Annotated in this window: 16 protein-coding genes and 1 pseudogene; all 17 read left to right on the top strand. The window is 71.2% G+C overall.

The genetic code is table 11. From position 1 onward, the window contains the following. Positions 1-59: 59 nt before the first annotated feature. The 17 genes and pseudogenes from ABS52_04075 (at position 60) to ABS52_03995 (ending at position 17511) form a co-directional block, all read left to right on the top strand. Complete coding sequence (locus tag ABS52_04075) at positions 60-941, top strand: hypothetical protein (GenBank protein ODT04764.1); 882 nt, start codon at positions 60-62, stop codon at positions 939-941. A 10-nt stretch (positions 942-951) separates the two neighbouring features. After that, a complete protein-coding gene (locus ABS52_04070) occupies positions 952-1842 on the top strand; it encodes a hypothetical protein (GenBank protein ODT04763.1) in 891 nt (296 codons plus the stop codon). Between the two features lie 468 nt (positions 1843-2310). Further along, positions 2311-2826 carry a translation initiation factor IF-3 gene (locus tag ABS52_04065; GenBank protein ODT04762.1) on the top strand — a complete coding sequence of 172 codons (516 nt, stop codon included), beginning with the start codon at positions 2311-2313 and terminating at the stop codon, positions 2824-2826. 7 nt (positions 2827-2833) lie between these two features. Beyond that, positions 2834-3031: a 50S ribosomal protein L35 gene (locus tag ABS52_04060; GenBank protein ODT04761.1), complete on the top strand. Its 198-nt coding sequence runs from the start codon at positions 2834-2836 to the stop codon at positions 3029-3031. Positions 3032-3043: 12 nt separating this feature from the next. Further along, positions 3044-3406: a 50S ribosomal protein L20 gene (locus ABS52_04055; protein ODT04760.1), complete on the top strand. Its 363-nt coding sequence runs from the start codon at positions 3044-3046 to the stop codon at positions 3404-3406. A gap of 240 nt (positions 3407-3646) precedes the next feature. After that, on the top strand, positions 3647-4651 hold the full coding sequence (locus ABS52_04050) for a phenylalanine--tRNA ligase subunit alpha (protein ODT04834.1): 1005 nt from the start codon (positions 3647-3649) through the stop codon (positions 4649-4651). Between the two features lie 9 nt (positions 4652-4660). Further along, a complete protein-coding gene (locus ABS52_04045; GenBank protein ODT04759.1) occupies positions 4661-7174 on the top strand; it encodes a hypothetical protein in 2514 nt (837 codons plus the stop codon). Next, a complete protein-coding gene (locus ABS52_04040) occupies positions 7152-7478 on the top strand; it encodes a hypothetical protein (GenBank protein ID ODT04758.1) in 327 nt (108 codons plus the stop codon). The genes ABS52_04045 and ABS52_04040 overlap by 23 nt, the downstream gene beginning before the upstream one ends. Continuing rightward, positions 7475-7792, top strand: coding sequence for a hypothetical protein (locus ABS52_04035; protein ID ODT04757.1), 318 nt, complete (start codon positions 7475-7477; stop codon positions 7790-7792). Before ABS52_04040 ends, ABS52_04035 begins: the two co-directional genes overlap by 4 nt. A 231-nt stretch (positions 7793-8023) precedes the next feature. Continuing rightward, positions 8024-9610, top strand: coding sequence for a ribonuclease Y (locus tag ABS52_04030; GenBank protein ODT04756.1), 1587 nt, complete (start codon positions 8024-8026; stop codon positions 9608-9610). After that, positions 9597-10514, top strand: a complete 918-nt coding sequence (locus tag ABS52_04025; protein ODT04755.1) for a bifunctional 5,10-methylene-tetrahydrofolate dehydrogenase/5,10-methylene-tetrahydrofolate cyclohydrolase — start codon at positions 9597-9599, stop codon at positions 10512-10514. The genes ABS52_04030 and ABS52_04025 overlap by 14 nt, the downstream gene beginning before the upstream one ends. Positions 10515-10684: 170 nt before the next feature. After that, positions 10685-11833 (top strand): exodeoxyribonuclease VII large subunit, encoded by a 1149-nt coding sequence (locus ABS52_04020; GenBank protein ID ODT04833.1) that lies wholly within the window; start codon positions 10685-10687, stop codon positions 11831-11833. Further along, a complete protein-coding gene (locus ABS52_04015) occupies positions 11833-12048 on the top strand; it encodes an exodeoxyribonuclease VII small subunit (protein ID ODT04832.1) in 216 nt (71 codons plus the stop codon). Before ABS52_04020 ends, ABS52_04015 begins: the two co-directional genes overlap by 1 nt. A gap of 1 nt (position 12049) precedes the next feature. After that, positions 12050-12906: pseudogene (locus ABS52_04010) on the top strand (hypothetical protein). A gap of 115 nt (positions 12907-13021) precedes the next feature. Then, entirely contained in the window at positions 13022-14908 is a 1887-nt protein-coding gene (locus tag ABS52_04005; protein ODT04831.1) for a 1-deoxy-D-xylulose-5-phosphate synthase, read from the top strand. After that, positions 14908-15765, top strand: coding sequence for a hypothetical protein (locus ABS52_04000; GenBank protein ODT04754.1), 858 nt, complete (start codon positions 14908-14910; stop codon positions 15763-15765). The genes ABS52_04005 and ABS52_04000 overlap by 1 nt, the downstream gene beginning before the upstream one ends. A gap of 3 nt (positions 15766-15768) precedes the next feature. Continuing rightward, complete coding sequence (locus ABS52_03995; GenBank protein ID ODT04753.1) at positions 15769-17511, top strand: DNA repair protein RecN; 1743 nt, start codon at positions 15769-15771, stop codon at positions 17509-17511. Positions 17512-17593 lie beyond the last annotated feature (82 nt).

Genomic DNA, 17593 nt, shown 5'->3' with positions numbered 1-17593 from the left:
CTCTCGATGCGGTGGCGCTCATGGAGCGTGTCTGTGCCCTCCCCAGCGCCCCGCCCCTGGTGGCGGAGCGTCTCGCGGAGGCGCTGTTCGGCCGCCATGCCGACTTCGCCCGTGATGCCGCGGGGCGATGGTCCCTGGTCAATTGCCAGGGGGATGCGACCAGCGTTGCGGCCGACGGCCTGGGGGCGGCACGTCCCGCGATGCTCTCCCCGCGGGCGCCTGGCCGCGCCCCCGCCGCGTCCGGACGCGCGCGCACGGTGCGCGAGCGCCGCGAGGAAGGGGCGGCCACGCGCGATGGGGACGACGTGGCCCTTGGCGCCCTGCGCTTCGCCGTCGTGGACGTTGAGACGACGGGGACGTCGCCCTCGCTGAGCGACCGGGTGACCGAGATCGCCATCGTGCACGTCGACCGGGGCGAGGTGACCGAGTGCTACGAGACGCTCGTGAATCCCGGGCGCCCGATCCCCCCGGCGATCGTCGCGCTCACGCAGATCACGCAGGAGATGGTGCGTTCCGCCCCGCCCTTTCCGCAGGTGGCGGGCGAGGTGGTGGGGCGGCTGCGCGAGCGCGTCTTCGTGGCGCACAACGCGCCCTTCGACTGGCGATTCGTGTCGCACGAGGTCCAACGCGCGGCCGGGGTGGTGTTGCGCGGCGAGGCGCTGTGCACCGTGCGCCTGTCGCGCGTGCTGTTGCCGCACCTCCCGCGTCGTTCGCTGGACGCGGTCACCCGTCACTTCGGGATCGACATCGGGGCGCGACACCGGGCCGCCGGCGATGCGCTGGCGACGGCCCAGGTCCTGGTGCGGCTGCTGCAGCTGGCGGAAGAGCGCGGGGCCACCACCTGGCAGGGGCTCCTGGCCCTGCTGCAGGCGGGGCGCTCGCGGGCCGCCCGGCGCCGCTCGGCCCTCCCGCGCGGCGTCGACGTCGATCCCACGACCTGAGCCTTTCGTCATGTCCGCGATTGCCGCATCCGTGCGCACCACCACGTTAGGCAGGTTCCGCATCCATGCCATCCAGGCCGGTGGGCAGAAGCTGGACGGCGGGGCCATGTTCGGCGTGGTCCCCAAGCCGCTCTGGGAGCGGCGGATCGCCGCCGACCAGCGCAACCGCATCCAGCTGGGGATGCGCTGCCTGCTGGTGGAGCACGATGACGGGCTGGTCCTCGTGGACACCGGGGTGGGGAACAAGGAGGGGGAGAAGTTCCGCGACATCTACGGGATCGAGAACGCGGGGCGTGACGGGCGGACCTGGCTCGAGGATGGGCTGGCGTCGCTCGGGTTCGCGCCGGGCGACGTGCGCGTGGTGATCAATACCCACTTCCACTTCGACCACGCAGGGGGGAACACCTGGGTGGATGGCGCGGGGGCGGTGCGTCCCGCCTTTCCGCGGGCGCGCTACGTGGTGCAGCGCGGCGAGCATCACTATGCGACCCACACCAACGAGCGCACCTCCGCGTCGTACTTCGCGCACAACTGGGAGCCCCTGCTGGCGGCGGGGCAGCTCGACTTCCTCGAGGGCGACGGGGAGGTGGTGCCGGGGATCTCGGTGGTGTCGAGCCCGGGGCACGTCCCCTATCACCAGAGTGTCCTGATCGCGGGCGGGGCGGGGGGCGTCGCCTGCTTCCTGGGCGACGTCTGCCCCACGGTGTCTCACCTCCCGCTCCCCTGGATCATGGGGTACGACGTGGAACCCCTGGTGACGCTGGAGTCGAAGCGGCGCCTGCTCGCGCGTGCGGCGGATGAGCGGTGGCTCCTGGTCTTCGAGCACGATGCGACGCACGCGTGGGGCTACGCTCGCCACGATGGGAAGTCGTACCAGCTGGAGGAGTACGTCGAGGGGTGAGGGAGGGCGGCGCGCGGCGGCGCGTAGGCGGCGGGTGGCCGTAGGCGGCGGGTGGCCGTAGGTGGCCGTAGGTGGCCGTAGGTGGCCGTAGGTGGCCGTAGGTGGCCGTAGGTGGCCGTAGGTGGCCGTGGGTGGCCGTAGGTGGCCGTGGGTGGCCGTGGGCCAAGCGGGGCGGGGCTCAGCGCCCCTCGTGGGGCGGAATGGGCAGGAAATGTGGTCGGGACCGTTGACCGCATAAGCCCATGTCGCTTAAGTTTTTCCCGACAATTCGGCAAGCAGAGCGTTTTCGGCTCTCACCCTCTGGCGCCCGGAAGCGGGCAGCTGCAGGAGTCTCCACACGGCGCCGCCCCGGACGACGGGGGCGGGTGTCGTATATGGCGGACTCCATGTGGGGTCCGCATTTGCTTTTCCGTGGCACGGTGTCGTCGTTAGGCACCCGGCCATCACTCTCTCGGAGGACCTGGGCCTATTCAGGACAATACGAAGCGCGTTCGAGTCAACCGCCAGATTCGCATCAGCCCCGTCCGCGTGATCGGGGCCGACGGCAGCCAGCTGGGGATCATGGAGGTTGATCGGGCCCTCGCCCTCGCCGAGGAGTCGGGGCTCGACCTGGTGGAAGTTGCCGCGACCGCCCGCCCGCCCGTAGTCCGCGTCATGGACTACGGCAAGTTCAAGTTCGAACAGGCGAAGCAGGCGCGGCAGGCGAAGAAGAAGCAGCACGTCATCGAGCTCAAGGAAGTGAAATTCCGTCCGGGCATCGAGGAGCACGACTTCGACACCAAAGTGCGGCACGCGCGCCGGTTCCTTGGCGAGGGAAACAAGGTGAAGGTCACGCTCATGTTCCGCGGGCGGCAGATCGCCCACCCGGAACTGGGGTTCGCCGTGGTCGAGCGAGTCTCGCAGCAGCTCGCCGACGTGGCGAAGACCGAAAGTTCAGCGAAGATGGAAGGGAAGTCCCTAACGATGATCCTGGCACCGAAGTGAGCTGACGATGCCCAAAATGAAGACCCACAAGGGCGCGAAGAAGCGCTTCTCCGTCACCGCGTCGGGGAAGGTTCGCCGCCTGAAGGCCAACAAGAGCCACATCCTCACCAAGAAGGACGCCCGTCGGAAGCGCCGGCTGCGCCGTCCCACCCTGATCGCCACCAACGGCGAGCAGAAGGTGATCAAGCGCCTGATCCAGGCGTAAGGAGAGAGAGCGATGCCACGCGTCAAGTCCAATGTGGTGCGCCTGAAGCGCAAGAAGCAGGTGATGAAGGCCGCGCGCGGCTATTTCGGCGCGCGCTCCAAGCTGTGGCGTCCGGCCAAGGAGTCGGTCGAGCGCGGCTGGCGGTACGCATACCGCGACCGTCGCAACAAGAAGCGCGACTTCCGCCGCCTCTGGATCGTGCGCATCAACGCGGCCGCCCACCTCAATGGCATGAACTACAGCACGTTCATGAACGGGCTGAGCAGGGCCGGCATCCTGGTGGATCGGAAGATCCTCGCCGACCTGGCGGTGCACGACGAGGCGGCCTTTACCGCGCTGGCCGAGAAGGCGCGCGCGGCGCTGGCGGCAGCCTAACGGCTCCCGCGGCGCGACTGCGAGGGGCGGGACGCCCGCTCCCTCGGGTCCGGTTTGAACCACCGGCGGCAGCGCGACCAACGGTCGGCTGCCGCCGAGTTGTTTGTGGTGCGTGCGCTGGATCGGCTGGTTGGGGCCCCCCCCCCGACAACCACGATACCCGATTCCCCGTCGCACCCCGCATCGTCCCCTTTCCCGCCGTACCGTTTCCTCGCCTCCCCGCACCGACCTCCCGTGACACTGCTCGAACTCCAGCAGGCCTGCGCCGCCCTGCGCGATGAGGCGCCCGCGCGCATCGCCGCCGCCGGGTCGCTCGATGCCTGGCACGAACTCCGCAACGCGCTCCTCGGCCGCAAGTCGGGGCGGCTGACCGAACTCATGGCCCTCCTCCCGCATCTGCCCGGGGAGGAACGTCGCGAGGCCGGGGCGGCAGTCAACGCCCTCAAGCAGGTGCTCGAGGAGGCGTTCGAGAAGCGCAAGGGAGAACTCGAGGCGGCGGCGTCACGAGGGCCGGCCCTCGACCTCACCATGCCGCCGCGCGCCATGTGGCGCGGCGCGGTCCACCCCGTCTCGCTCGTCATCGACGAGATCTGCGACATCTTCCGCGAACTGGGCTTCACCGTCGCCCTGGGGCCCGAGGCCGAGTCGCCCTGGTACAACTTCACGGCGCTCAATTTCCCGGACAACCACCCGGCGATGGACATGCACGACACCCTCTACCTGAAGGACGGAGGGGTGCTCCGCACGCACACGTCGCCGGTGCAGGTCCGCACGCTGCAGTCGTACGCGCCACCGGTGCGCATCCTCGCACCGGGCAACGTGTACCGTCGGGACTTCTTCGACGCCACGCACGCCCCGGCGTTCGCCCAGCTCGAGGGACTCGCCATCGACGAGGGGATCACCTTCGCCGACCTCAAGGCAACGCTCGCCCACTTCGCGCGCGCCTTCTACGGCCAGCGCACCCCCACGCGTCTCGTCCCGTCGTACTTCCCCTTCACCGAGCCCTCGGGACAGATGGAAGTCTTCTTCGACGTCGGCGACGGGCGCGGTGCGCGCTGGATCGAGATCATGGGGTGCGGCCTCGTGCACCCGGCGGTCCTCGAGTCGGCGGGGCTCGACAGCGAGCGCTTTTCCGGCTGGGCCTTCGGCATGGGGCCGGCCCGTATCGCCATGTCCCGCTACGCCATCTCCGACATCCGGCTCTTCTACGACTCGGATGTGCGCTTCCTCGAACAGTTCGCCTAGTCCCGAGTGATGCTGATCTCGCATGAATGGTTGCGGGGCTTCGTCCCGCACGCCCTCTCCCCCGACGCACTGCGCGCCCTCATCACCGCGCACGTGGCGACGGTCGACGGGATGGAGCGCCTGCGTGCCGACCTGGCCAGCATCGTGGTGGCTCGCGTGGTGAAGGCCGGCCGGCACCCCAACTCCGATCACCTGTGGGTCACCAAGGTGGACGACGGGAGCGGGGACCTGCTCGACGTCGTCTGCGGTGCGCCTAACGTCTCGGAAGGGGCGCTCTACCCCTTTGCCCGCGTGGGGACGGTCATGCCCACCGGCAACAAGGGCGGGATCCTGATCGAGCGCCGCAAGATTCGCGGTGAGGTCTCCAACGGGATGCTCTGCTCGGCCCGCGAACTCGGGCTCGGCGAGGACCACGACGGGATCCTCGCCCTCGACGTCGATGCCGCCCCGGGCACCCCCTTCCTCGAGGCCGTCCCGGTGGGCGACGTCTGCTACGACATCGACGTCCTGGCCAATCGCCCCGACCTCCTGTCGCACTACGGGATGGCGCGCGAGGTCGCGGCGCTGCAGGGGCTCGCCTTCGGCGATCCGCGCGAGCTGTTCGAGCTCGACCCCGCCACCGGCGCGCTCCGCTTCGGTGACGGCGTGCGCGGGCGCGTCCCCTCGGCCGGGGGGCAGGCGGTGCATGACATGACCCGCGCGACGAGCGGCGGGGTGACCGTCCAGCTGGACGACGCCGAGGGCTGTCCCCGCTACATGGGCGTGGTGATCCGCGGGGTGAAGGTGGCCCCGAGCCCGGAGTGGCTCGTGCGCCGGCTCTCGGCGCTCGGGCTCCGCTCCATCTCGAACGTGGTCGACGTGACCAACTACATGCTGCATGGCTATGGGCAGCCGATGCACGCATTCGACCTGTCGCGACTGGCGCAACAGACCGTGGTGGTGCGGCGCGCCCGCGCGGGTGAGACGCTGGTGACCCTCGATGGGGTCTCGCGCACGCTCGACCCGCGGATGACGGTCATCGCCGACGCGGAGCGGGCGGTGGCGGTGGCCGGCGTCATCGGCGGAAAGGAGAGCGAGGTCTCGGCCACCACCACCGACGTCTTCCTCGAGGTGGCGTACTTCACGCCGCGCCACGTGCGCCCCACGCGGCGGCAGCTCGGGCTCGGCACCGACGCCAGTTACCGCTTCGAGCGCGGGATCGACCCGGACATCGCCCCGCACGCACTCTCCATCGCCGCCCAGCTCATCACGATGCTGGCGGGCGGTGAAGTGGACGGCCAGGCGATCGACCTCGGGCGCGCTCCCGCGTCGCGCGCGAGCGTCGCCATCACCTCCCGCCGCGTGGAGCGGCTCCTCGGCCAGCGTGTCGATGCCGCCGAGGTGACGCGCCTGCTGTCGTCCGTTGGATTCGCCGTCGCCTCCCGGGGCGATGGCGAGGAGACGCTCGACGTCACGCCCCCCTCCTGGCGTCACGACGTGTCGCGCGACGCCGACCTGGTGGAAGAGGTGGCGCGGCTGCGGGGCTACGACGCGCTCCCCGACGTGGTCCTCCCGTTCCGTCCCGGCACCGTCCCCGACCATCCGTTGCACGTGACGGGGCGCCGCATCCGCGACGCGCTGGTGGGGATGGGACTCTTCGAGGTGCGCCCGCTCCCCTTCGTCGCCGGCGACGACGCGACGCACGCGCGCGTGGAGAATCCGCTCGCCGAGGACGAACCGCACCTGCGTGTCTCGATCCTCGAGACGCTCGCCCGGCGCGCCGAGTACAACCTGAGCCGGATGCAGGGGGACGTGCGCCTCTTCGAGGTCGGGTCGGTCTTTGCGCCGCGCGACGGACAGCTGCCGGTGGAAAAGGTGCGTGTCGGGGCCCTCGTGATGGGGAGCCGGCGTCCGCCGCACTTCACCGACCGCGCCAAGGAGGTATTCGACGCGTGGGACGCCAAGGCGCTCGGCGAGCGAATCGCGGAGCTGGCGTACCCCGGGATGCGGATCACGCTCGAGGCGGGCGACGGCGCCCCCGTGCTCTGGCGCATCTCGGCCAAGGGGGGCGAGGTGGGGACCGTCGAGCGGATGGCCCTGGACAAGCCGGTCTGGGCGCAGGACGCGTTCGGCGTCGAGGTCACCCTGGGACGGCTCCCGAATGCCGCGGTCGCGGCGCCGGGGGGACACGACTACGGCGCGGGGGGCAGCTCTCGCGCCCCGGCCAAGGGGCATGTGACCTACCGCCCCCTTCCCACCACGCCGCCCGCGGAGTTCGATCTCGCCCTGCTTGTCCCGGACGGCGTGACGGCGGCGCAGGTGGAGCAGCTGATCCGCCGGAGCGGCGGCGACCTTCTCGAACGCCTGGAGCTCTTCGACGAATTCCGCGGCGCCGGGGTCCCCGACGCTCACCGGAGCGTGGCGTGGCGATTGACCTTCCGTGACGCCACGCGCACACTTCGCGACAAGGAAGTCGATGGCCGTCGCCAGAAGATCCTCCGTACCCTCGAGACCGAGCTCGGTGTCCGTGCACGAAGCGCCTGAGTCGCCCGCATTCCGCCAACTCGAGCAGTTGGTGCACCACCTCGGCGAGGAGCTGGCCGGCTTCCGCCGCCGGGCGCTGGCGGCCGAGGCGCGGGTGCGGACCCTCGAGGTGGCGTTGCAGCAGGGGGGCGATGCCCCGAGCCTGGAACGCCTGCGGGCGCTGGAGTTGGAGAACGCCGACCTGAGGGCGCGCGTCGTCTACGCCACCGAGCGCACACGGCAGCTCCTGGCGCGCGTCCACTTCCTCCGCCAGCAGCAGGGGCGGGCGCTGCCGGGCACCACTACGGGGAGCGGTCGCGGATGAGCGAGAAGCGGCACCTGGTGAAGGTGATGATCGTCGGAGAGGAGTACTCGATTCGCTCCGACGCCTCGCCCGAGCACACGCGGGCAGTGGCGCAGTATGTCGACCAGTCCATCAAGCGGGTGCTCAACTCGGCGCCCGTGGTGGAGAACCACAAGGCGGCCATCCTCGCGGCACTGCAGATCACGGATGAGCTCTTCCGGGCCCGCGCCTCGGCGGCGTCGCTCGACGAGGCCATCGACAGTTTGTCGGGCGAGATCAGGCGGTGGCTCCCGCCGGCCAAACGAGGCGACACCGGGGAAGTCCAGGCGATCTGAGGTCGGGGGCGTCCTACCCACTCGGCTAATTGCCAAGTGCGCGCCCGGCAGGTAGCTTGACGGAGACTAACCCGCTGAGGCGTAGGTTGTAGCTCCTGCACGACTTAGCGCCTCCCATCCCATGCCCTACGTCGGCGTCGGATCGGAGGCCCCGGCGTCATGAGCTCCATGCGCGATCAGCCGTGGTTTCCCTCGACCTCGTGGCGCTGCCGCGATGGAGCATAGATCGACATGAATCCGACGTTTCTCGTCGCTGCGCTGGGCGTGCTGTGCGTTGCCGCCTCCGCAGCGTTCTTCGTTCTCGGGCGCCGCGCGGGACGCAGCGCCGAGGTGGGAGCACAGAAGCAGGCCAAGGCGACCGCCGAGGAGCTCTCCAAGCGGATCGTGGGCGACGCCGAGCGCGAGGCGGAGTCCATGCGGAAGAGCGCCGTCCTCGCCGGGAAGGAGGAGCTGATCAAGCTGCGCGAGGCGTGGGAGGTCGAAGCCCGCCACCGCCGCGACGAGGTGGAGCGCGAGGAGCGCCGCGTGGACGAGCGCGAGGCGCAGGTCGAGAAGAAGATGGACGTGCTCGACCAACGCGATCGTGATCTCGGTCGTCGCGCCAGCGACCTCGGGCGGAAGGAGAAGTCGGTGGCCGAGCGCGAGCAGGAACTCGAGCGGCTCATCGCCGACGAGCGGCGCCGCCTGGAGTCGCTGGCGGGGATGTCGGCCTCCGAGGCCAAGACGGAATTGATCGCCCGACTCGAGCGCGAAGCCGAGGCCGACGCCGCCAACCGGATCAGGGAAATTCGCGAGACCGCGCGGAAGAACGCGGAGCGCGAGGCCAAGAAGATCGTCGCGCTCGCGGTCCAGCGCATCGCCTCGGAGCACACGAGCGAGATCTCGGTGTCGTCGGTGGCGCTGCCGAACGACGAGATGAAGGGACGCATCATCGGGCGCGAAGGACGGAACATTCGCGCCTTCGAGCTCGCGACGGGGGTGGACGTCGTCATCGACGACACCCCCGATACCGTCGTGGTCTCGTGCTTCGATCCCATCCGGCGCGAGGTGGCGCGGCTCTCGCTGGAAAAGCTCGTCACCGACGGGCGCATCCACCCGGGGCGCATCGAGGAAGTGGTCGCCAAGTCGCGGAAGGAGGTCGACCAGCAGATCGTCGAACTGGGCGAGGAGGCGGCGTACGAGACCGGGATCCACGGGTTGCATCCCGAAATCATCAAGCTCGTCGGGCGCATGAAGTGGCGCACGAGCTACGGACAGAACATCCTCGATCACTCGAAGGAAGTGGCGCACCTTGCGGGGATCATGGCTACCGAGCTCGGGCTCGACGTGGCGATGGCCAAGCGAGGGGCGCTGCTGCACGACATCGGCAAGGTCCTGACGCACGAGCACGAAGGGACGCACGTCCAGCTCGGGGTCGAGGTCGCGACGAAATACGGCGAGCATCCGCTCATCATCAACGCCATCGCCGCCCACCACGACGACGTCCCGCACGAGAGCGAGATCTCGGTGCTGGTGCAGGCGGCGGACGCGATCTCGGGGTCGCGCCCCGGGGCGCGCCGCGAGGCGTTCGAGACGTACGTGAAGCGCCTCGAGGGGCTGGAGAAGATCGCCTCGAGCTACAAGGGGGTGGACAAGGTCTACGCCATCCAGGCGGGGCGCGAGTTGCGCGTGATCGTCACGCCGGACGGAGTGGACGACGTGCGGATGGGAGCGCTCGCCGACGAGATCGCGCGGCGCATCGAGGCCGAGCTGCAATATCCGGGACAGATCAAGGTGGTCATCATCCGAGAGACGAGGGCGGTGGATGTCGCACGATAGCACGCACCAGCTGGCGCAGCGCATCGATGGCGTGGCGGTGGCCCGCGCCGTTCGCGAGGACGTGGCGCGCGAAGTGGCCGAGCTCAAGGCCAGGGGAATCACGCCGGGACTGACGGTGGTGATCGTCGGCGAGGATCCGGCCAGCCAGTCGTACGTGAAGTCCAAGGAGAAGGCGAGCGTCGAGGCCGGGATGAAGGGGGAGACCATTCGCCTCCCCGCCGAGACGGCGCAGGCCGAGCTGGAGGCGCTCATCGATCGTCTCAACGCCGACCCGACGGTGCACGGCATCCTGGTGCAGAGCCCGCTCCCGAAGCACATGGACGCCAATACCGTCGTGCGTCGCATTGCCCCGCACAAGGATGTGGACGGCTTCCACCCGGTGAACGTGGGGAAGCTCCTCATCGGTGAGAAGGACGGGTTCGCCCCATGCACGCCGGCCGGGGTGCAGGAGCTTCTCGTGCGCTACGGGATCTCGACTTCGGGAAAGGACGTCGTGGTCGTGGGGCGCAGCAACATCGTGGGGAAGCCGATGGCGTCGCTCCTGATCCAGCAGGGTGCGGGAGGCGACTGCACGGTGACGGTGTGCCACTCCCGGACGCGTGACCTCGCGGCGCACACGCGCCGCGCCGACATCGTCATCGCGGCGCTGGGACGTCCGGAATCGATCACCGGCGACATGATCCGCCCGGGCGCGGTGGTGATCGATGTGGGGATCTCGCGCGTCGACGATCCCACCGACAAGCGGGGCTACCGCATCGTGGGCGACGTCCACTTCGAGAGCGCCTCGAAGGTCGCCTCGCACATCACTCCCGTCCCGGGCGGCGTGGGACCGATGACGATCGCGATGCTCCTCAAGAACACCGTGCGCGCGGCGCGGCAGGCGGCGCCGGCACAGCCATCGTGACACCGGCTCGGCGTTCGCGGGGGGCCGCGACGCCTCCCCGCGAGGCGCCGGACCTGTTTGCGCTGGAGGGCGAGGGGGGCGCCGCCATCCCGTCGACGCCCATGCGGGGGGGCGTACCGGCCGAGGCGCTGGGGGACGACGCCTCGCTGCTTGCACCTGGCGAGAGCCCGCTGGCGGCAATCTCGGTCGCGACCCTCACGCGAACCGTCAAGGACGTCCTCGAGGGGGCATTCCCGCCGCTGTGGGTCCGCGGCGAGGTGACGGACTTCAAGCAGCACCGCAACGGCCACTGGTACTTCACGCTGCGCGACCAGGAGGCGTCGGTGAGCTGCGTGGTGTGGTCGCGCGAGACGCGGCGCATTCCGGCCCCTCCCGACGAGGGGATGACGGTCGTGGCGCTGGGGCAGGTGACGCTGTATCCGGCACGCGGCTCGCTGCAGTTCTCGGTGAAGTCGCTCGACGCCGTGGGCGACGGGCTGTGGCGCAAGGCGTTCGAGCTCTCGCGTGCGCGCCTCGAGCGTGACGGGCTCCTGGACCCGGCGCGCAAGCGTCCGCTCCCGTTCTTCCCGCGCCGCATTGCCGTGATCACGAGCCCCGGCGGGGCGGTGCTGCACGACATCGTCTCGGTGACGCAGCGCCGCAACGCGCTGGTGGAGCTGGTGTTGATCCCGGCGGTGGTGCAGGGGGACGGGGCGCCGGCGTCGTTATGCGCGGCGCTCGAGCGCCTGGCGGCTTGGGGCGGGGCCGACGCGGCGATCATCGGGCGCGGCGGGGGCTCGCGCGAGGACTTGTGGGCGTTCAACGACGAGCAGCTGGCGCGGGCCGTGGCGGCGTGCCCCGTCCCGATCATCTCGGCGGTGGGGCACGAGGTGGACGTCACCCTGTGCGATCTCGTGGCGGACTGGCGGGCGCCGACCCCGTCGGCGGCGGCCGAGCGGGCGGTCCCCGTCCTGGCCGATCTGCAGCGCGAGGTGGCGGCGCTTGGCCGCCAGCTGCAATCCGCGGCGGCGGCCCGGGTGCGGGACGCGCGGCGTCGGCTCGAGCAGGTCGCCCGCCACGGCGAGCAGGTGGCACGGCGCCTGGTGGAGCGCCGACGCCTCACCCTCGAGCGCGTGGCGGGGCAGCTGCACGCCCTCTCGCCGCTGGCGACGATGACGCGCGGCTATGTGGTCGCCACCACCCCGGCGGGGGAGCTGCTCGCGTCGGCGCGATCGGTGGAGACCGGCGACGCCGTGCACATCCGGTTCCGCGACGGGCGGGCCGAGACCCGCGTCGAGCGCGTGGTGCGGGAAGACGACCCGAAGACGGAGCAGGCATGATGGCGACGTTCGAGCAGGTGCTGGCACGCCTCGAGGAGATCGTCGAGGAGATGAACCGCGACCAGGTCCCGCTGGATCGCGCGCTGGCGCTCTTCGAGGAAGGGATCGGCCACCTGCGCCAGGCCACGGCCGAGCTGGGGCGAGCCGAGGCGGCGGTGAAGGTGCTCACCGAGCGCACCGATGGTGTGCTGGAGGCGACCGCGCTCGGTGAGTGAGCTGCTGGAGGCGCTGGCCGCAGAGCGCGCGTCGATCGACGCGGCGCTCGCGCGGGTGTGCGACGAGGCGCGGGGCGCGTTCACGCCGCGGGTGGCGGAGGCGGCCTGCTACGCGCTGTTAGGCGAAGGGAAGCGGCTGCGCGGCTTCCAGGGGCGGGCGACGCCGCCCCGCTCGCCGCGGCGGTCGAGGTCGTGCACGCCTACTCGCTGGCGCACGACGACCTGCCGTGCATGGACGACGACGATGTGCGGCGCGGGCGCCCCACGCTGCACCGGGCGTTCGACGTCGGGACGGCCACGACGGCCGGGGTGGCGATGGTTCCGCTCGCGGCCCGAAGCGCGTTCCGGGCCGCGCGCGCCCTGGGGGTCGGCCTCGCCGAAGCGGGGGCGATCGTGCAGGTGCTCATGCGCGCGTCGGGGGCGGGGGGCATGATCGGTGGGCAGCTGCTCGACCTCGACGCCGAGGGGCATTCGCCCGAGCTGGAGGAGCTGGAGCGCATCCACCGGGGAAAGACCGGGGCATTGATCGAGGCGTCGGTGCGCGTGGGGGCCATGGCGGCGCGCGCGGCGGCGCATCGCGTGGAGGCGCTGGGGCGTTACGGCGCGGCGATCGGGCTGGCGTTCCAGATCGCCGACGACGTTCTCGACGTGACCGCGACGACGTCGCAGCTGGGAAAGACCGCCGGGCGTGACGTGGCGCTGCGCAAGGGGACGTACCCGGCGCTGCTCGGCGTCGCGGGGGCCCGCGCCCGCGCGGCGGCGCTGGTGGACCAGGGGGTCGGGGCCTTGCGTGGGGCGGGGATCGCCTCCGAGCCGCTCGTCGCGCTGGCACGCTACGCGATCGACCGTCGTTCATGAGGGGACAGGGCATCTCGCGCACGACCGACGGCCGCGGGCCGGCTGGGGGCGGCGTCGACCGTGTGCGAGATGGCTTCGAGAGCTTCCCCCGATAGGGCAACTTGCGCACCTTCCGATCATGTCTATCCTCGAACGTCTCGCCTCACCTGCCGACCTCCGCCACCTCTCGCGCGACGAACTGCGCGCGCTGGCCGCGGAGATGCGCGCACGCCTGATCGACGTCTGCTCGCGGACCGGAGGCCACATCGGGGCGGGACTGGGGGTGGTGGAGCTCTCCATCGCGCTGCATTACGTGTTCGAGACGCCGCGTGACCAGCTGGTCTGGGACGTGGGGCACCAGGGGTACCCGCACAAGCTCCTCACCGGGCGCAACGACCGGATGGAGACCCTGCGGCAGGAGGGGGGGCTGTCGGGCTTCCTCAAGCGGAGCGAGAGCGAGTACGACACCTTCGGCGCCGGGCACGCGGCCACGTCGATCTCCGCGGCGCTCGGCATCGCCGCCGGGCGTGACCTCCAGGGCGACGACTACAAGGTGGTGGCCATCATCGGCGACGGGTCGTTGACCAGCGGGCTCGCCTACGAGGGCTTGAACAACGCTGGCCATTCCGATCGTGACGTCGTCGTGGTGCTCAACGACAACGAGATGTCGATCGCGCCCAACGTCGGGGCGATGTCGCGCTACCTCACGCAGGTGCAACGCAATCCGCTGTACAACCGCCTGCGCGACCGGATCGGCGGGTTCGTCGGGGCCCACGAGGCGCTCAACACGCTCGTACGAAAGTGGGAAGAGAGCGTCAAGTCGTTCCTGACGCCCGGCGTCCTCTTCGAGGAGCTCGGCTTCCGCTATTTCGGCCCCCTCGACGGCCACGACCTGGACGCGCTGATCGACACCTTCGAGGTGGTGCGCGAGCGGGGCGGTCCGCGCCTGGTGCACGTCGTCACGCAGAAGGGGAGGGGATTCCCCGCCGGGGAGCACGTGGAGAAGTGGCACGCCCTCCCGCCGGGGCACGACCCCGCGACGGGGAAGCCGCTCAAGGCCTCGTCGGCGAACCCGGCGTACACCGCGGTGTTCGGCAAGGGGCTCAGCGAGTTGATGAGCGAGCGCACCGACGTGGTGGCGATCACCGCCGCCATGCCCAGTGGCACGGGGACGGGCGTGGTCGCCAAGGCACACCCCTCGCGCTTCTTCGACGTCGGGATCGCCGAGGGGCACGCCGTCACGTTCGCCGCGGGGCTGGCCACCCGGGGGATTCGTCCCGTGGCGGCGATCTACTCCACCTTCCTGCAGCGGGCGTACGACAACGTGATCCATGACGTGGCGCTGCAGTCGCTCCCGGTCGTGTTCTGCATGGATCGCGCGGGGGTGGTCGGCGAGGACGGCGAGACGCACATGGGGCTCTACGACATCGCCTACATGCTGGCGGTCCCCAACATGACCGTCACCGCCCCGAAGGACGGGACGGAGATGCTGGCCCTGCTGCGGGCCGGCGTGTCGCAGGACCGCGGGCCCTTCTGCCTCCGTTACCCGCGTGACGCCGCCCCCGACCTCGTGCCCCCGATGCGCGAGATCGCGGCCACGCCCCACGCCACGTGGGAAGTGCTCCGCCGCGGGAGCGACGGCGTGGCCATCCTTGCCGTCGGGACGATGGTCCATCCCTCGCTCGATGCCGCCGAATCGTTAGGCGCGGAGGGGCTCGATGTCACGGTCGTGAACTGCCGCTACCTCAAGCCCCATGACGAGGGGACGCTCGCCGAGCTGCTGACGGGGCACCGGACGCTCCTCGTCGTCGAGGAAGGGACGGTCGCCAACGGCTTCGGCGCCTATCTCGCCGCCATCGTGGAGCGGCAGGAGCCGGCGGTGCGGGTGGTGGCGCACGGGGTCCCCGACCGCATCGTCGTCGCGGCGTCGCGCACGCGGCAGCTGGCTCTGTGCGGCCTCGACGTCGCCGGCATCGCGGCGCGCGTGCGGGCCCTCCACGAGAGCGAGGCGCTCGCCGGGTGATGCGTCTCGGCGTCGTCGGGCACCAGGGGTACGACGACCTCCCCCCGCTCATCGAGATGCTGCGCCGGCTCGCACCGGCGCTCGGGATCGCGCTCGCCCTGGAGCCCCCGCTGCGCGCCATGGCGCCCGACCTCCCGGTGATGGACGACCCCGGGTGCGTCGACGCCCTCATGACGTTAGGCGGGGACGGGACCCTCCTCAGGGCCGCACGGCTCCTGGCCGGGCGCCAGGTGCCCATCCTTGGCGTCAACGTCGGGCGGCTCGGCTTCCTCACGGCGTGCAGCCGCGAGGACCTCGACGGCGCGCTGCGCCGCTTCGTCGCCGGCGACTACGTCTCCGACGCCCGCATGGCGCTCGAGGCGACCGTCGCCGAGGACGGCGTTCCCGCCTCGTCGTGGTACGCCCTCAACGACGTCGTCATCAAGCAGGACGGGAAGGCGCGCGTCGTGCGCCTGCACGTGGAGGTGAACGGCGAGGAGATCGCGCAGTTCGCCGCCGACGGCATCGTGATCTCGACCCCGACCGGGTCGACGGCCTACTCGCTCTCGGCCGGGGGGCCGGTGGTCGACCCGGCGCTGGAGTCGATCATCCTGACCCCGATCTCCGCCCACTCGCTCTCCATCCGCCCCCTCCTCCTCCCCCCCACCGCCGAGGTGGCCGTGCGCGTCGAGGATACGGAGAGCGATCAATTGGTGACGATCGACGGACAGGTCGGGAGCAGCTTCGGGAGCGGGCAACGCCTCACCGTCCGGCGCGCCGCGCGCGTCGTCCTTCTCGTCCGGTTCCCGGAGATGACCTTCTTCTGGCGCATGCGGCGCAAGCTCGGCTGGAGCGCCCCCGGGGGCGACTGTCGGTAAGGCATGCTGACGGAACTGCGCATCCGCAACGTCGCCATCCTCGAGTCGGTCGCGCTTCCGCTCCGGCCCGGCTTCAACGTCCTGTCGGGGGAGACGGGAGCGGGGAAGTCCATCATCGTCGAGGCGCTGGGGCTCCTGCTGGGCGAGCGGGGGAGCGCCGACCTGGTGCGCGGCGGGGCCGACAAGGCGAGTGTCGAAGGGGTCTTCGACGCCGGCACGCGCCCCGATGTGCTTGCCACCCTCGACGGGCGCGGGGTCGAGGTCGAGGACGGGCTCGTCGTCCTGCGACGGGAGATCTCCAGCGGCGGCCGGAGCCGCGCGTGGATCAACGGCTCCACCGTCACGACCGGGATCCTGGCCGAAGTGGGGCGCGCGCTCGTCAACATCCACGGGCAGCACGAGTCGCAGACCTTGCTCGATCCCGACGTGCAGCGGAGCGTGCTGGATGCCTTCGGCGGGGCGACGGCACAGGGCGCGCGGGTCACCGAGGCGTTCGATGCCCTGGCCCAGGTCCGCACGCAGGTCGCCACCCTGTCCTCGCGCCGTTCGGATGCCGAGCGCCGCGCCGATTACCTGCGGCACGTCGTCCGGGAACTCGAGGAGGCGCGACTCGTGGTCGGGGAGGAGGGGCGGCTCGACGAGGAGGTGCGTCGGCTCTCGCACGTGGAAGAGCTGCGCGCGCACGCCGTCCACCTCCGCGAAGCGATCGACGGCGACGACGAATCGGCGCTGCGCCGCCTGGGGGCGGCGCAGCGCGCGTTAGGCGCGGCCGCGCGCCTCGATCCCACCCTCGGCCCGCTGCAGGAGATGCTGGATGCCGCCTTCGTGCAGCTGGAGGAGCTCGCCCGTGAGGTGGCCGACTACGAGGGGCGGCTCGACGCCGATCCCGGGCGCCTGGCCGAGCTCGAGCGCCGCCGCGACCTCGTCTTCCGCCTCACGCGCAAGCATGGCGGGAGCGTGGAGGCGGCGTTGGCGACGCTGCGCGAGTCGCAGGGCGAGCTCGATCTCGTCGACACGGCCGGACTCGACCTCGGCGTGCTGGCGCAGCGCGAGGCGCAGCTCGCGGCCGCCCTCGCCCGCGAGGCCACCGCCCTCAGCCAGTCCCGCGCGGCGGCCGCACGCGCCCTCGAGCGCGCGGTCGACGGCGTCTTCCCCGACTTGGGGCTCGCCGACGGGCGACTCACGGTGGCGCTCACCCCGCGCACCGAGGTCGGGCGCAACGGGGCAGAGGAGGTGGAGTACCGCGTGGCGCTCAACGTGGGGCTCGAGGCACGGGCCCTGGCGCGCGTGGCATCGGGCGGCGAGCTGGCCCGTGTCATGCTCGCCCTCAAGACGATCCTGGCCCGGCTCGACGGCGTTCCGACGTTGATCTTCGACGAGGTCGACGCCGGGATCGGCGGACGCGTCGGCCTCTGTGTCGGCGACACGATGCGCAAGGTGGCGGAGCACCATCAGGTCCTGGCCATCACCCACCTCCCGCAGATCGCGGCGCGCGCCCACCACCACATCGTGGTGAGCAAGGGAGCCCGGGGCGGGGTGACCACGGCCGACCTGCGCGTGGTGGACGGCGAGGCGCGCGTCACCGAGATCGCCCGCATGTTGGGGGGGGACCCGGAGAGCGACGCGAGCCGGGCACACGCCCGCGAATTGCTGGAGGCAGCGGCCAGCGCCCCACCCCGGGCCACTCCTGCCGTCCCCGGCAAGGGGAGGGCGCGCGCCCGGCGGAACGCCGGACGGAACGAATGACGAAGCGCGCCACGCCCCACCCTCCGTCACGCGCTTCGGCACGCGCTTCGGCACGCGCTTCGGCACGCGCTTCGGCACGCGC

The sequence above is a fragment of the Gemmatimonadetes bacterium SCN 70-22 genome (assembly GCA_001724275.1).
Classification (GTDB): Bacteria; Gemmatimonadota; Gemmatimonadetes; order Gemmatimonadales; family Gemmatimonadaceae; genus SCN-70-22.
The sequence above is the reverse complement of the archived record's forward strand: the minus strand, read 5'-3'. Positions and strand labels throughout refer to the sequence as shown.

What these genes read in the sequence shown, in the direction of transcription:
- ABS52_04060 (ODT04761.1), top strand. Translation starts at nt 2,834, where the DNA reads ATGCCCAAAATGAAGACCCACAAGGGCGCGAAGAAGCGCTTCTCCGTC.
- ABS52_04070 (ODT04763.1), top strand. Translation starts at nt 952, where the DNA reads ATGTCCGCGATTGCCGCATCCGTGCGCACCACCACGTTAGGCAGGTTC.
- ABS52_04045 (ODT04759.1), top strand. Translation starts at nt 4,661, where the DNA reads ATGCTGATCTCGCATGAATGGTTGCGGGGCTTCGTCCCGCACGCCCTC.
- ABS52_04035 (ODT04757.1), top strand. Translation starts at nt 7,475, where the DNA reads ATGAGCGAGAAGCGGCACCTGGTGAAGGTGATGATCGTCGGAGAGGAG.
- ABS52_04000 (ODT04754.1), top strand. Translation starts at nt 14,908, where the DNA reads ATGCGTCTCGGCGTCGTCGGGCACCAGGGGTACGACGACCTCCCCCCG.
- ABS52_03995 (ODT04753.1), top strand. Translation starts at nt 15,769, where the DNA reads ATGCTGACGGAACTGCGCATCCGCAACGTCGCCATCCTCGAGTCGGTC.
- ABS52_04055 (ODT04760.1), top strand. Translation starts at nt 3,044, where the DNA reads ATGCCACGCGTCAAGTCCAATGTGGTGCGCCTGAAGCGCAAGAAGCAG.
- ABS52_04025 (ODT04755.1), top strand. Translation starts at nt 9,597, where the DNA reads ATGTCGCACGATAGCACGCACCAGCTGGCGCAGCGCATCGATGGCGTG.
- ABS52_04030 (ODT04756.1), top strand. Translation starts at nt 8,024, where the DNA reads ATGAATCCGACGTTTCTCGTCGCTGCGCTGGGCGTGCTGTGCGTTGCC.
- ABS52_04015 (ODT04832.1), top strand. Translation starts at nt 11,833, where the DNA reads ATGGCGACGTTCGAGCAGGTGCTGGCACGCCTCGAGGAGATCGTCGAG.